The organism is Actinomadura logoneensis, assembly GCF_003428695.1.
GTDB classification, from domain to species: domain Bacteria; phylum Actinomycetota; class Actinomycetes; order Streptosporangiales; family Streptosporangiaceae; genus Spirillospora; species Spirillospora logoneensis.
The window spans coordinates 24418-38191 of sequence record NZ_QURH01001054.1 but is presented as its reverse complement, the minus strand read 5'-3'; the positions used below and the strand labels follow the sequence as shown (position 1 = coordinate 38191).

The window sequence follows — 13774 nt, the reverse complement described above, 5'->3', positions numbered from 1 at the left end:
CCGGAGCGGACCGCCCGGCACCTGCGCGACGGGCCGACGGCAGAACTCGCAGGGCCGGGTGGCGGGCGCGGGCGGCGCGGCGTGCGGGGAGTGGCCGTCCGCTTCGCCCGCGCCCGCCGGTGCCGTCGAGGGCCGCTCTCCGACGCGTGCGCCGTCGGCTGCCGGACGCCTCGAATTGACGTTGATGACGGCCTCCAGGAAAACGTTCGGTGAATGCGGCGCGCCATGCGGGCAGGCGGCCGTCTCCGGACCCGCACCGGGCACGGCAGGAGCCTCCGAAGAAAGCGCCGAATGCCAGTGACGTTAGAACCAGGTCCCTTAGAAAGGGGTCAGGGCCTCCTTAAGGACGACTTAAGGACATCGGCTCGGAGTGGGCGGTGTCCTGAACCGCACGTCGTACTCCGTAAGGTTTCTTGTGAAGAGCCGCTTTCGGTAGATGGCGCCCTATCCGGAGGGTTTAGGGTTGGCGCGTGGCAAGTGTTTTGGTGGTCGAGGACGACGAGCACGTCCGGCGGGCCCTCGTCCGCGAGCTGACCGTGCTCGGGCATTCGGTGAACAGCGCCGGCCGGGCGCTGGACGCCCTGCGCCTGGTGACCTCCTGCCCGCCGGAGGTGGTGGTCCTCGACCTCGGGCTCCCCGACCTGGACGGCGCCGAGGTCCTGAAGATGCTGCGGGCGGTGTCCGACGTCCCCGTCGTGGTGGCCACCGCCCGGGACGGCGAGCGGGAGATCATCCGCCTGCTGCGCTCCGGGGCCGACGACTACCTGGTCAAACCCTTCTCCGCGGAGCACCTGCACGCACGCCTCGAAGCGGTGCTCCGGCGGATGCGCACCAAGGTCCGGCACGAGGCGATCACCGTCGGCGGGCTGAAGGTCGACGTCGACCGGAGACAGGCCGTCCTGGACGGCGCGCCCCTGCAGTTGTCGCGCCGCGAGTTCGACCTCCTGGCCTTTCTCGCGGCGAACTCCGGACGCGTCGTGCGGCGCCGGGAACTGCTGTCGGAAGTGTGGCAGCAGTCTTTCGGAGACGACCAGACCATCGACGTCCACGTGTCATGGCTCCGCCGGAAACTGGGCGAGAGTGCGGCGGCGCCGCGCTATTTGCACACGGTGCGCGGCGTGGGGCTCATGCTCGTCGAACCCTCGGCGGGAGGACCGGACTGAATGCCCGCCGCCGGAGCCGACGGCGTCAGAACTCGTTCACCTGGACGATGGGCGGATGGTCGTTCCACGACGCGATCACGGTCGAGCCGTGCGTACCGTCCGTCAGATCGACCCGGATCCACGTGGACGTCTGCCAGACCTTCACCTGGAACCCCGGCCCGGGCGTGGCCCTGACCAGCCGCGCCGAGTCGGCGCCCAGCGCGAAGACGACGCGTCCCGCCCTCACCACCGAGGTGCTCAGCCGATCGCCCGCCGACGGCCCGGCATCCGGCGGACGCTTGGCCGGCGTGCGGGACGCCGAGGGGCGGGCGCGCGTCGGAGAGACCACCGGACGCGACGACGCCGGCCCGGGCCCGCCGGACGCCGAACCGGAGGCGGCGGGAGGAAGAGGCCGCGCGCCCCTGGCCTCCGCCGGGACGCTGAGGGACGGATTCGGGGAGTCGATCACCGTTCCGCGGAGCGCGTCCCCCACCCCGGCCCAGCTGATCGCCATGCCGGTCGCGGTGACCGCGACCCAGGCCGCCGCGAAACGAAAAGGAACGGGCACACGGCGCATCGCATTCACCAGGCTTCCGGCGGCGGGAGGACGAGAACGGTTCGAGGAAGGGCCGGACCCCCGGCCGCGGGTGACGTGATGGTACTGAGTGGAGCGAGGACCGGATGAGAGCGGCGCTGGCACGGATCGCCGTGGCCGTGACGACGATGGTCGCGCTGTCGTTCGTCGTCCCGCTGGGTCTGCTGAACGGCCAGATCGCCCGCGACCGGGCGCTGAACGCGGCCGTCCAGCAGGCCGAGTCGCTGGTCCCGGTGTTGACGATCACCGCCGACCCGGCGGCATTGAAGAAAGCGGTCGGCTCGACGTCCGCCGGAGCCGCAGGCCATATGACGCTGTACCCGCACGCCGGACCGCCCATCGGCGCCCCGCGCACGGACCCGGCCGACCTGAGGCGGGCGAGCACGCTGCACCGCTCGTTCACCACACCGGCGCGCGGCGGAACCCTCCTGCTGCGGCCCGTCCTGCTCAGGTCCGGCGAGTACGCCGTGGTCGAGGTGTTCATCCCCGACTCCGAGTTCGGCCGCGGCGTGATCAACTCCTGGGTGATCCTCGTGCTCGTGGCGCTGGCGCTCGTCCTGGTGTCGGTCGCCATGGCGGACCGGCTGGCCGTCCGCGTGGTCGCGGCCGCCGACCGCCTCGCCCAGGCCGTCACCCGCGTCGCCCGCGGCGACCTCGCCGCGCGCGTCGAGCCCGACGGACCCGCGGAGCTGAGGGCGGCGGGCGAGGCGTTCAACCACATGGCCGACCAGCTCGCACGCCTCCTCGCCGCCGAGCGCGAGGCCGCCGCCGACCTTTCCCACCGCCTCCGCACACCCCTGACCGCGCTGCGGGTCAACCTCAACGGCCTGGCCGCGAACCCCGCGGACCCGGCGCGGATGTCGCAGAGCCAGGACGCCCTCGGCCGCCTCGAGCTCGCCATCGACGAGATCATCGACCTGGCCCGCCGCGACGACCGCGAGACCGCCCGCTGCGACGCGGCCGAGGTCGTCCGGCGGCGCCTCGAGTTCTGGTCCGCCCTGGCCGACGACCAGGACCGGGAGGTCGACGTCCTCCTCCCGGACGACCCCCTCCCCGTCCCGGTCGCCGCCGCCGAACTCGCCGCCGCGGTGGACGCGCTGCTCGGCAACATCTTCCGCCACACCCCGCACGGCACCCCCTTCTCCGTCACCGTCCACCGCGGCCGGGACACCACCGGCCTGCTGTTCAGCGACGCGGGCCCCGGCGTCGCCGAACCCGAAGCGGCCCTCCGGCGCGGCGCCAGCGGAGCCGGCTCCACCGGCCTCGGCCTGGACATCGCACGCCGCCTCGCCGAAAGCACCGGCGGCTCCCTGCGCATCGACACCTCGCCCATGGGCGGCGCCCAGATCCAGGTCTGGCTGCGCACCGGCGAGAAGCCCCTCGGCACACGCTCCCCACGGTCGAGAAGACGCCGCTCCGGCCGCCGCTGACCGTCCACCCACAGACGGCGGCGTCAACGACTGACGGCGTTGGAGGCCGGCGTGGTGAAGGCGTTCCCCAGCGGGTCCCGCACGCGGATCCTGTAAGTGTGCTTGCCCTTCGGGGCGGACGAGTCGGTAAAGCTCAGCGACGGCGTGCTCCAGAACGTGGACGTCCTGCTGACCGTGCCGATCGGCTTGGTGCCCTTGTCCCGCAGGACCTCGTAGGCGAGGTTGGCATTGTCCATGTCCCAGGACGCCGTCCAACGCAACAAGACCTTGCCGGACGAAACCGACGCACGCGGCGCGCCAATACTCCGCGGACCCGCCTTGTTCGGAGCCTTGCTCCGAACCGCGAACCGCACGAGCCCCTGCTGCGCCCTGCCGTTCACACTCGGAAACTCACCACCGAGCGCGATGAGACCGGCGTTCCCGGTAACCGCCCACGCGGCCTGGTACTGCCCGGTGAACGCGCCGGCAGCCAACGTGGGGAACCAGTGCAGAAGGCCCGGAACGGGCTGCCGGTCATAGTTGCTGTTGCTCCCCGGCTCGCCCTGATCCCTCCCCATCGGGGCCGCCGTCTCGGCGAGCGTCCGATGCCATGTCACCGGCGAGGTCTCCCTGAACGCGCCGAGGGACGTGCAGTCATGCGCGTGCGAGACGCTGTAGACCGTCTTGCCGAGCGGCAGGATCGAGTAGGTCGCGCCATAGCAGTTGTCCAGCCAGACCAACTCGCCGCCATCCGCCTTCGCGGCGAACCGGCCGTCGAACCAATGACCGCCCTCACCGTCCGCCGCCCCGAAGACCGTGTCACCCTGCACCCGCAGGTCGGTCACATAGGAGAACTCCGAGCCCCTCCGCGACGGGACCGGACGGCTGCGCCACGGCGCGAGCGCCCCGCTGGACGCATCGACCGCCCCGACACCGACCTGCGCCTGGCCGTTCAGCGTCTGAAAACGACCACCCACCAACACGGTCTTGCCACCGGGACCGAGCGCGAGCGCGAACACCTCGTCGTCATCCGCGGTCGGACGCCACGACTCGATGTTGGCCCCGTCCGCCGCTCGCACAGCAGCGAGCCGCATCCGAGCCTTGCCGTTAACGCTGAAGAAGTTGCCGCCGAAGTAAACCGTGCTGGCGGTCGCCGCGATGGCCCGAACCTTGTTGGACACCACCGGCTTGAACGCGTCCACAAGTTTCCCGGTTTTGGTGTCGAATGCGGCGAGCCGAGTGTGCGGTTTGCCGTCCACGGTCGTGAACTCACCGCCCACGTAGACCCGCCTGCCGTCCGGCGACGCCACCACCCGCAGCCCCTGCCCGTCCAACCTGTGGTTGAACGACGTGACGAGGTTCCCCGTACTCAGGCTGAACGCCAGCAGGTTCTGCCGGGAGACCTCCTTCACGTTCCCCGGCTTGGTGCCCGGCAAACGGGCCTTGCTGAAGTTGCCGGTCGCGTACACCGTGTCCCCGACCGTCGCCATGCTCCAGACCACTCCGTCGATCTGCCAGGTAGGCAACGGATCCGCACTCACCGTCGCAGGCGTCCCGCTCCGCGGCGCGGTGTCGGCCGCCGCAGTCCCGACCGCGCCCCACGGCGCCCCAAGCAACGCGGCACCCGAAGTGAGCGCGACACCGGACCGCGTGATCCGCTGAATGGACGAGTCTGGCCGCGCGTGAACCCACACGATCTCTTCCTTAAGCCCCGGAACCTAGGCGGCACCTCAAACCGCCATGAACAGGGCGAGATCGTAAATCACCCTTTCTTAAGAGCTCCTGAAGAAAACATGTTGAGCCCCCAAGGAGCCCGCCGCCCCGACGCCGCCACCCACCGCCCGGGCTCCAGAGCCACGCCCACACAACCACGCCTCTGCACACCCCGAGGCGCCTCGCGGGTGCCACTGCACCTGACCTCGACCTCGCTGGGCGCATTCCTCAGCAGCGACTTGGCCCTACGCGACCCCTCCCGGAGCGCCTCTCCGAGTCATCGTTGCGTTAGAAGCAACCTGCCTCCATACGAGCAAGGGAGCACTCACACGGGGTCAGCCAGTCGCGCGCAGGTAAAGCCAGGCCGGGTGGCTTGCGGAGGAGAGCATGCAGATGGGCCGACCGCAGGGAGATAAGCGACGCGGTCGAGGCCATGGTGACCACACCTGAATGTGTGACGGCCTCGACGGCGGTCCTGCGACCGGCCCACTGGACGGCCAAGCCGGGGCCTCGGCAGAAGCGGCTTACCGTTGCACGCGCCGCCGAGTTCCCCGGCCCTGGCCGGGATTACTTCTCGGTGCTCCTGCGGACCTCGCGAGCAGCGTCCTTGGCCTTCTCGCCCACCTGCTTCACACCGCCGGCCGCACGGTCCTTGCGTCCCTCGGCTTCCAGGTAGGGGTCGTCGGCAGCCCGACCGGCCGCCTCCTTGCCGCGGCCCTTGCCCTGCTGCGCCTTGTTCTTGAGCTTGTCCAGAAAGCCCATGATTCCTCCTCCCGTTCGCCGTACGCGTCTGGAGGTGCCCGGTCGGCAACGAACTATGCAACCGGATACGTGCGTTCGGTCACCCCAAGCAGCGGCCCTGCCATCCTCAACCCGTAGGGGCAGTCTGGGACCATCCTTGCGTGCGCGGGGAGCAGGCAACCCCTCCTACCCGGACGTACGCCCCGGTGGAGGCACCCCCGCAGGGGGATGACCCCCGCTCAGGCGCGTCCACAAAGTTCCGGCACCTGCGCTCCCCGCGCCTGCTGCCGGACACACGAGGAGAACTGGCGTTCCGGTCCCTTCCTGCCCTGGCCGATGGCTGGGGGATCCTTGGAGCAGCCGGAAGTCCCGGCGAGGGGCCGGTGTAGGCCAGCAAAGAACCTCGCTCGTGAGTTCCCATCGTCACTAGAGTCGCGGGAATGAACTCACGGTGGGACCAGGTCGTTCGGGGAAAGGGTCTGGCAGGCATCGGCGCGGTCTTCTTCGGGGGGCTCATCCTGTTCACGGGCTGGGAGCAGTGGGACAGCTCGTCGGTGGAGTGCGGTGGCAAGCAGATGCTCCCAGGTGATCGATGTGTCTCCACCACCAACGGGGCTCCGAGCGGTGACAACAGCTATGCCGAGCAGCGGTCAGATGATCGGCTGTTCGCGGCGCTGGTGATGGGCGGCGGGGCGGCGGTCGCCTGCGGCGGCCTGGTGCAGGTCGGCATCGTGGCGTCCCGCCCCGGCAAGTCCGCTCCCATGAACGCCGGACCGTTCGGTCCGCCGATCCCACCTCCGGTTCAGCCAATGCCAGGCCCGAACGTGATGCGGCCGGACAGCGGTGGGCAGACGTATCGCAGATTCCCCAACGGGTGACAGGTGTGAACTGAGCAGCCGTGACCGCCGGACCTTGATTCCTGAGCCGTCCGGACACGCCGGCCGGCGGGGTGGGGCCACCCGCCTCGCCCTGCGCCGGTCCCGGACGGGGGACGAGTGATCACCGGGAGCCTCCGGCCGGTGTCCGGGGCCCCCGGCGATCCCGGAATTCAGGTCAGCGGAGGCCGTAGGCGCGGATCACGGTCTGGTCGACCGCTCCATCGATCTTCGTCCGCAGCGAGACGAAGCCCTTGGCCGGATTGCGGAAGGACGCCGTCCACCGGTCGCCGTCGGCGCTCACGGAGACCGGCGTCCACGACTCCCCGTCGTCGAAGGACGTCCACAGCGTCGGCTTCACACCCGCCTTCGCCTGCTGCAGGGTCAGCGTCAGCGTCTGCGTGGTGTTCGCGGGCGCCCGGTTCTCATCGTCGAGGGCCGTCCGGTATTCCACGGTCGGCAGCTTGATGATGTCGTCCTGACCCACCATGACGTCCCAGACGACGTGCTGACTCGTCGCCAGGTCCGACCATGGCGCCGACCGCGTGGCGTTCGTGGTCAGCGTGTACCGGCCCGGCTCCGGGCGCGCCCAGATCCGGCCGTAGCCCGGGACGACGCTCTGGCCGATCGACTCACCGCTCAGGCTCACCAGCGCCGAGTCCCCCTTCAGGAAGGAGTACCTCCGGATGTTGCTCAGCGCGCCGCGCTCGGACAGCATCGCCGCCGAGAACCCCGTTCCGTTGCCGGTGTCGAGGATGAGACGACCGTCGGCCGGACCGAGCGGACCCTTGTTCCAGCTCCGCGTGTACGCTCCGGCCGTCGGGAACCGGTCGGTGCGGGTCCTGATGTCGTTCTCGTCGAACGCGCAGTCGGCGGTGGTGAGGGCCTCATCCCGCAACCAGTCGAGCCCCGGGGTGTAGTACTCGGTCCGCGTCGTCGGAACGGCTCCCGCGCCCCAGTAGAAGGAGAGGACGCTGCCGGTTCCCCAGTCGACCCCCGCGTGTGCTCCCGCGCAACCGGGTCGACCTTCGCTCGCGTACCTGACCTTGACGGCCGCCAGGTCCTTGGTGCGCGCGCTCAGCGTCAGGTCCGCCGGCACGCCTGCCGCCTTGCTCGCGATGTTGTACGCGTAGGGGCTGCCTTCCGTCTTCCCGTTCTGGGTCAGCAGCGACTGCACCTCGTACTCCGTGCCGCCCTCGGCTGAGGCGGGGGTGACGTACAGGTGGTCGCCGGCGAGCCCGAAGGTCCCGGTGAGGTGCCGGCGCCGACCGGCGATCCGCTGGACGAGATCAACCTCGGTTCCGGCCGGTCTTGCCCCCGCCTTGTCCACCGTGACCTGGACGGGGTTGGCCGTCCGCGCGTCGAGCGTGAGCGACACGTCCCCGGTCACCGTCACCTTCGGCAGCCAGATTATGGTTCTCGACCACGTACCGTCGGCCTCCTGGTGGTCCACCTCGGCGTTGAGCGAGTAGTCACCAGCGGGCAACGAGCCCTCGCCATGCCCGTTGTCCACCTCGGTGCCGGCCGGGTCGCTGCCGTCCAGCGGCCAGATCGAGAGCCAGTTCGTCTCGTCCGACGTGGCGACCGCGCCGTCGCGGTTCAGCACCGTGACCTCCAGCCGGTGCTCACCGGCCGCCGCGGCCCGCTGCAGCCGGCGGAACGTCGGCTGCTCGCCCCGCTGCCGCATCACGGTTCCGCGATGGAAGGTTCCCTGTTCCGCCGATCCAACGATGACCGGTCTGTGCGATGCCGCCACCGGGGAGGGCGGCGCGGCCACCGGCGCGTGGGGTGCCGTCGCCAGCGCGTGCGGCACCGGGCCCGCCACCAGTGCCACGACGCCCAGCCCCATCAGTGTCCTCTTGGCCATTCCCTCTCCTCACCGTTCAGGCGCCGTCGCGGCGCCGGGGAACGGACGCCGATCCGCGACCGACGTCCACCCCTACTCGCCCGAAGAGGGGGATCGTCTTCACCTGACGATCACTGGGACCGGCTGGGGGAGCGGCGGTCGGCGGCCCTGGCACGCCTGCGGTTTCGGCATCAGCGAATGCCGTGCGGCGCGGAGCACGGTTTGGCCGCCGGAGTTGGCGGTAACGTCGAAGCGTATGACGGTACCGCCTGCGCAGTACTACGCCAGCCTGCCCAAGCACATCGTCGGCGCGGGTGCGATCCTGCACGACCCTGAAGGACGAATCCTGCTGGTCCGTCCTGCCTACGGGGACGACACCTGGGAGATTCCCGGCGGCGCGATGGAACACGGCGAATACCCGTGGGACACCGCGCGCCGCGAGGTCAAGGAAGAGCTCGGCGTGGAGCTGCCGCCTACCTCCAGCACGGGCGCCCTCTCAAACAGAGCAGCCGCTGAACTGAGCCGTCCGTGGCTGACTACGCTGACCGAACAGCGTCCAGGCCCTCCTCGCCCGGCGGCATGACTTGACTCTGGTCGCGGTCGTGGGAGGTGCTGCACAATCGGTGGACTGTCTGGTAGCGCCGCGTATCTCCGGGAGGCAGAGAGTTCATGGGCACGCCGCCTGGGGTCGATACGACCGTGCCGCACTCGGCACGAATTTGGAACTACCTGCTGGGAGGCAAGGACAACTACCCCGTTGACCGGGAAGCCGGTGACAGGATCTGCGAGATCTTCCCGGGCATGGTCGATATCACCCGCCATTCCAGGCACATGCTCACGCGCGTGGTGCGGTATCTGGCCGGCGAGGCCGGGATCCGGCAGTTCCTGGACATCGGCACCGGACTGCCGACCGTCGACAACACCCACGAGGTGGCCCAGCGGATCGCGCCCGATGCGCGGATCGTGTACGTCGACAACGATCCGCTGGTGCTGGTGCACGCGCAGGCCCTGCTCACCAGCAGCGCCGAAGGGGCCACCGCCTACATCGAGGCGGACGTTCGCGACCCTGAGGCGATCCTCGCGCAGGCCGCGGCGACCTTGGATTTCTCCCGGCCGGTCGCGCTCATGCTGATGGGCATTCTCGGACTGGTCGATGACGCCGAGGAGTGCCGATCGATCGTGCGGCGGCTGATGGCGCGGTTGCCGCCGGGTAGTCACCTGGCGGTCTACGACGGCGCTGACACCGACCCGGCCTATGTGCAGGCCATTCAGCGTTACAACGCCGGCGGCCGCGGCGTCCCCTATACGCCCCGCAGTCCCGAAGAGATCGGCCGCTATTTCGAGGGCCTGACCCTGCTCGAGCCTGGCGTGGTCTCGGTGTCGCGGTGGCGGCCCGACCCCAATCCCTGGGGCCAGGGCCCAGAGGTCTCCTGTGTGGGAGCGGTCGCACGCAAACCGTGATCAAGTGACACGCCCCGAACTTCGTCCCATGAGTCGCCGGGCGGTGGAACATTGCGCTAGGGAGCGCATGCCATCTGTCCTGGGGCCATCTTCCGCCGCGAGCGAGCGCACGCAGTGGCTGCTGCAAGTGCTGCGAACGTGACCATCGCGACCGCTCGCAGGAGATACCCGTGTCCGACGACCAGCCGTCTTCCGGCAAGAGCCGGGACCAATCGGCTCGCGAGGTGAGGCCCGCCGATCAGGGGCAGCCGGAGCATGGCCGCTGATCCAGTTCCCGGTCCCCGGGTTGGGGGTCGGGCGGCGACCACAGCACAACGTGACCACACCCTGACCGTCACTGACTGTGCCCGGAACATGGGCATGACCGGCGGCCGGGCCGGTCCCGACGCTCTGGCTGCGCGGCACCGCCAGCGCACACCGCATCCCGCGTTCAGCCAGTGCACGGCAGAATCTGTAGTCCTGACCGCAGACCTCATCGGCGGGCATCCACCGCACGTGCACTCCGGCCTCCAGGGCACGTGCGGCATTCGCAATGCGGGAGCACTTCTGGTCAAGAAGGCCGCCGGCCCGGGGATCGCCGTTCGGCGGCAGCGGCTCCACTCGCCCAGCCACGACCTGGGCAGATATAGCTCCCGGTCGAGCAGGCGAGGTCACATATGCCAAGAACACACCGATCTGGGGGTGCTGGTCGCGAACGTCGCGGAGATTGAGAGGACGATGCCTGGCCGTAGCATGATCACGCGTCACGGGTGACGGCACCTGCACCTGGACATCCCACTGGCTCAACGGCAACGGCGAGCACTGCGGAGTGGATGCCGACCACATGTCTAGGGACATTCCCCAGTTCAAACGCGACGCCGACGTCCAAGGCGAAACCAAGCAGAGAGTCGCTAACTGATCCGATGATCCGACTGAAAAAAGCCGACTACGGTTGCGGTGTCGCGCTCCTGATCATCGTGGCGCTCATTGCCGGGGTGATCTTCTGGCTCTGGTACATACTGGAGCGCCACCCCATGGAAGGATGGCAGGAAGGCCCGCACACACCGGAACCGACCACCAGCGATAATTGGACACCGTTCCCAAGCGCCACCTAGAAGGGAACTCCTCCGTCACAGTCAACCTCCGACCTCAAGCCAGCAATCTTCCTTCCGTCGCTTTGAACTGCGGCCAGTGAGCAGATCTGCCACCGTGCCTAAGAGGGCGTTCCGTCACGGGCCTGCTTCCCGTGCCAGGACCGGCGCGATTCAGGGGCGCGGGCAGCATCGGTATCGATTTCCTGCATCGGCCAACCTCCACCGACGGGGATGCGGCCGAGCTTCATAGCCTCGCCGAGGCGATCGCCATCTCAGCAGGAAAGGCCTGGATCACGAGCGAATGGTGGATCCGTGATCGAGTTGATGGTGCCGCTTCGGATGTTTGCTGGCTCTGGTGAACGCCGTCCTCTGAGTCGCTTTTGCGGCCGGCGCCTGAGGTTTGATGCGTCGTTCGTGTCCTGTGGGGGGCGGCGGTGGCGTTGACCTCTGGCTGGTCTGTGGTGGGTGATCCGGCTGAGTTCGCCGCGGGCGAGGAGTTCCTGCTTGGACGGGCGGCGACCAACCTTCCTCTCCTGGTCGCGCTATCGGCTCAAGGTCACTCCGGCCGAAAGCTCAGGGCGCCGCTGTTCGGATGGTGGACGGGTCCGGAGGGGATGGTCGGCGGTGCGTTCGTCCGCCCGCCCTTCGGGCCGTTGCTTCTCGGCGACATGCCGACGCGGGCCGCTGCCGCGCTGCCCGGGCACTTGGACGGTGGCTTCGGCGGTGTACCCCATGCGTGGGAAGGCCGCAGTGACCTCGCCGAAGCGTTCGGGTCGGCCTGTCCCGGGAAGCCGGTCGGCCACCGAGCGCGGCTGCACCGGCTGGAGACGCTCCGGTCATGTCCGCCACCGGAGGGCTTCGCCCGGCCCGCGACGCCATCCGACCACGACCTGCTGGACCGCTGGTACCAGGCCGTCACCAGGGGGCATGGCACGATCGGTGCCGTCGCGAGCCGCCTTGCCGCCGGTGACCTGCACCTTTGGGAGACCGGAGGTCGGGTGGTGGCGGTGGCCGGGCACGGTCCCCGCTTCGGTTCGGCAGTGCGCCTCGGGCCGACCTACACCGCGTACGAACATCGGGGGCGCGGCTATGCGACTGCGCTGGTGGCCGCAGTCACCAGCTCGCTGCTGGCCGACGGGGTGGCCGACGTCGTACACGTCACGACTCCGGCGAACCCAGCCGCCTACCGATGTCTCGGCTTCCGGGCTGTGGCCGACTACGTGACCTACTCCCGCTTCCCCTGAACCTTGGCATGGACGGAGGGCGCCGCCCTCGGGCGAACCCGACGCCACCGTGCACTGGGCCGACATAACCCACGACGACCAACGCCGGGCGGGGGCTGCGGCAGGAGCTCAGGTGATCGTGCGGCTGACTTTTGTCGGGGAGAGCGTCCGTTAGGAGAAAGCAGGGTTGAGAGTCCGCCATCCCTGTCGATCACGAGCTCGTGACTGCGGCCGTTGACGAATCATGGAATCGCCTCCTGGCCTGGCTCGCGCGACACGCGCCCAGCACTTCTACCCCCTACGGCATCCAGGACGCCATGCGCAGCCGCCGGATCTGGTTGCAGGTCTGGCACGGCGGCGCATCAAGCGGGAATGGCTAGCGGGGGAGGACTCAACCGAGCCCAGGCCGACCCCGCAGGTAGCCGCGCCGGAATGTGGCTTCCGACGACGTCGGCACGTGTCTCCCCGCCGATTATGTCATCCGCGCGTCCGAGTCCAAGATCATCCGGCGGAGCTGGGGCTGTCGGAGAGAGCCGCGTCGCAGCGCACCGGTCAGAGCCTCAGACGCGTGCTTTGTCGTAATTCGCCATCCGCCGGAATCCTGTTTTCGCAACTCAGAGATCCATGGCGTAGCTCGTGCGCCGCCGCACCCCGTTCCGCGGGGCGGGCGGCGGCACGACGGTCGTGGTGTCGTCCAGTGGCCGGTCGGTCAGGTAGTTCTCCAGCGCGTCAGCCGGTCATGGTGCGGTGGCGACGTGCGACCGCACGTCGCCACCGCAATGTTCGGTGCTGTCGCGGCCCGGCCGGAGTGCCGCTGGCGGGTCATCTGCGGGCGAAGCGCGACTCTCCCTCACCAGGCGGGATAGCCGTACCCCCAGATGAAGCGGCTGGAGCGCGAGTACTTGTGCTTCCGCACCTGGTCGCCGCTGTTGCCCTCGACGGTCTCGACGTGGGTACTGTCGTAGCCCACCACGATCCCGACATGGTCTGGGCCGTCGTGGCCGTTGAAGTCGAAGAAGATCACGGCACCCTGGCGGGGGCCGCCTCCCTTCGCACCCCTGCGGTGGAAGCGGTTGTGTTGCTTGAACCACGCCAGGTGGTCGTCGACACGTTCATAGACCTTCCCTCCTGCTGCGGCGAGCCGGCCGGCTTTCCAGAACGCCCAGCCGACGAATATGTCGCACCATTCGGCGCATTCGTGCCCGGCCCATTTCCCATACTTTGTGCAGTTGTTCCCCTTTTCGTGGTAGCCGACCTGGCTCTCGGCGAGCCGGACGACGGTTGCGGCCGGATTGCCTTTGTCGGCCACGGGCAGGCGCACGCCCGCGGTGCCACTTGTGATTCCCGGGGCAGTCTGTGGTGTGTTCTGGGCGGTTCGGCTCGCTTGAGCTGTTGGGCCGGCTGCCGTGGCCGAGGTCGATGCCGCCGGGCCTCCTGCGAGGCCGCCGGTGAGCGTCACGGAGCAGAGTGTGGTGGCCAGTGTCAGCCCGATCTGCTTGTTGCGGGCATGCTGGGATTTCATGAATTGTCTCCTTTTGAAGTGCGAGGTGGGACGCGGCGGTTTTTGGGTGTGCCGGTGACTTGCTGGTCCCTGGTCCGCCGGGCTCAGTTCCGGCGGACCAGGGGCTGTCGCCGCCACTGCCGGCTGCGGCAGGCTGCGCGACGTCTGCCTTCTTGCGTCTCGGCGCGAACGCGC

12 protein-coding genes are annotated in these 13774 nt (G+C 69.3%); 7 read left to right on the top strand and 5 right to left on the bottom strand.

What is annotated here, in order from left to right; genetic code table 11:
* The first annotated feature begins 470 nt into the window (after positions 1–470).
* A complete protein-coding gene (locus DZF91_RS38665; RefSeq protein ID WP_117361988.1) occupies positions 471–1163 on the top strand; it encodes a response regulator transcription factor in 693 nt (230 codons plus the stop codon).
* A gap of 25 nt (positions 1164–1188) precedes the next feature.
* Here DZF91_RS38665 and DZF91_RS38660 read toward each other — a convergent pair whose 3' ends face one another.
* Positions 1189–1710, bottom strand: a complete 522-nt coding sequence (locus tag DZF91_RS38660) for a hypothetical protein (protein ID WP_199487193.1) — start codon at positions 1708–1710, stop codon at positions 1189–1191.
* Positions 1711–1823: 113 nt separating this feature from the next.
* On the opposite strand from DZF91_RS38660, the gene DZF91_RS38655 reads away from it, so the two are divergent.
* Positions 1824–3167 carry a sensor histidine kinase gene (locus DZF91_RS38655; protein ID WP_117361987.1) on the top strand — a complete coding sequence of 448 codons (1344 nt, stop codon included), beginning with the start codon at positions 1824–1826 and terminating at the stop codon, positions 3165–3167.
* A gap of 23 nt (positions 3168–3190) precedes the next feature.
* Here DZF91_RS38655 and DZF91_RS38650 read toward each other — a convergent pair whose 3' ends face one another.
* On the bottom strand, positions 3191–4840 hold the full coding sequence (locus DZF91_RS38650) for a PQQ-binding-like beta-propeller repeat protein (RefSeq protein WP_117361986.1): 1650 nt from the start codon (positions 4838–4840) through the stop codon (positions 3191–3193).
* A 586-nt stretch (positions 4841–5426) separates the two neighbouring features.
* Positions 5427–5621, bottom strand: coding sequence for a CsbD family protein (locus tag DZF91_RS38645; RefSeq protein WP_117361985.1), 195 nt, complete (start codon positions 5619–5621; stop codon positions 5427–5429).
* Positions 5622–6040: 419 nt separating this feature from the next.
* On the opposite strand from DZF91_RS38645, the gene DZF91_RS38640 reads away from it, so the two are divergent.
* Positions 6041–6478, top strand: coding sequence for a hypothetical protein (locus tag DZF91_RS38640; protein WP_117361984.1), 438 nt, complete (start codon positions 6041–6043; stop codon positions 6476–6478).
* A gap of 175 nt (positions 6479–6653) precedes the next feature.
* On the opposite strand, the gene DZF91_RS38635 is transcribed toward DZF91_RS38640, so the two are convergent.
* Positions 6654–8342, bottom strand: a complete 1689-nt coding sequence (locus DZF91_RS38635) for a hypothetical protein (RefSeq protein WP_147341584.1) — start codon at positions 8340–8342, stop codon at positions 6654–6656.
* Positions 8343–8577: 235 nt separating this feature from the next.
* Between DZF91_RS38635 and DZF91_RS38630 the strand changes: the two genes are divergently transcribed.
* The 4 genes from DZF91_RS38630 (at position 8578) to DZF91_RS38620 (ending at position 12099) form a co-directional block, all read left to right on the top strand.
* A complete protein-coding gene (locus DZF91_RS38630) occupies positions 8578–8904 on the top strand; it encodes an NUDIX domain-containing protein (protein WP_117361982.1) in 327 nt (108 codons plus the stop codon).
* An 86-nt stretch (positions 8905–8990) separates the two neighbouring features.
* The gene (locus tag DZF91_RS38625) at positions 8991–9782 is read left to right on the top strand and encodes an SAM-dependent methyltransferase (protein WP_117361981.1); all 792 of its coding nucleotides are present in this window, start codon (positions 8991–8993) and stop codon (positions 9780–9782) included.
* A 902-nt stretch (positions 9783–10684) separates the two neighbouring features.
* On the top strand, positions 10685–10876 hold the full coding sequence (locus DZF91_RS39245; protein WP_147341583.1) for a hypothetical protein: 192 nt from the start codon (positions 10685–10687) through the stop codon (positions 10874–10876).
* Between the two features lie 413 nt (positions 10877–11289).
* Positions 11290–12099, top strand: coding sequence for a GNAT family N-acetyltransferase (locus DZF91_RS38620; protein WP_147341582.1), 810 nt, complete (start codon positions 11290–11292; stop codon positions 12097–12099).
* An 829-nt stretch (positions 12100–12928) separates the two neighbouring features.
* On the opposite strand, the gene DZF91_RS38615 is transcribed toward DZF91_RS38620, so the two are convergent.
* On the bottom strand, positions 12929–13600 hold the full coding sequence (locus DZF91_RS38615; protein ID WP_117361979.1) for a C40 family peptidase: 672 nt from the start codon (positions 13598–13600) through the stop codon (positions 12929–12931).
* Positions 13601–13774 lie beyond the last annotated feature (174 nt).